1 pseudogene is annotated in these 281 nt (G+C 63.7%); it reads left to right on the top strand.

What is annotated here, in order from left to right:
• A pseudogene (locus tag QJT78_RS52510) lies at window positions 1–281 on the top strand (IS630 family transposase); the annotation flags it as partial.

Here is a 281-nt window from a genome sequence, read left to right as displayed (position 1 = left end):
GGGTTTGCGCGCTGGACCGGCCCCCTGCTGGCCGAGGCGCTGGGCGATGTCGATGTCCAATATGTCTGGCGGTTCCTGCGCAGCCACAAGATTGACCTGGTGGCTCGCAAGTCCTGGTGCGAGAGCAACGACCCGAACTTTACGGCCAAAGCCGCCGATGTTGTCGGCCTCTATGTCGCGCCGCCGGCGAAGGCCATTGTGCTGTGCGTGGACGAGAAGCCCTCGATCCAGGCTTTGGAGCGAGCGCAGGGTTATCTGAAGTTGCCCAATGGCCGCGCCTT

The sequence above is a fragment of the Bradyrhizobium sp. Mp27 genome (genome assembly GCF_029953005.1).
GTDB lineage: Bacteria > Pseudomonadota > Alphaproteobacteria > Rhizobiales > Xanthobacteraceae > Bradyrhizobium > Bradyrhizobium barranii.
This window is presented reverse-complemented; position numbering and strand designations above follow the sequence as displayed.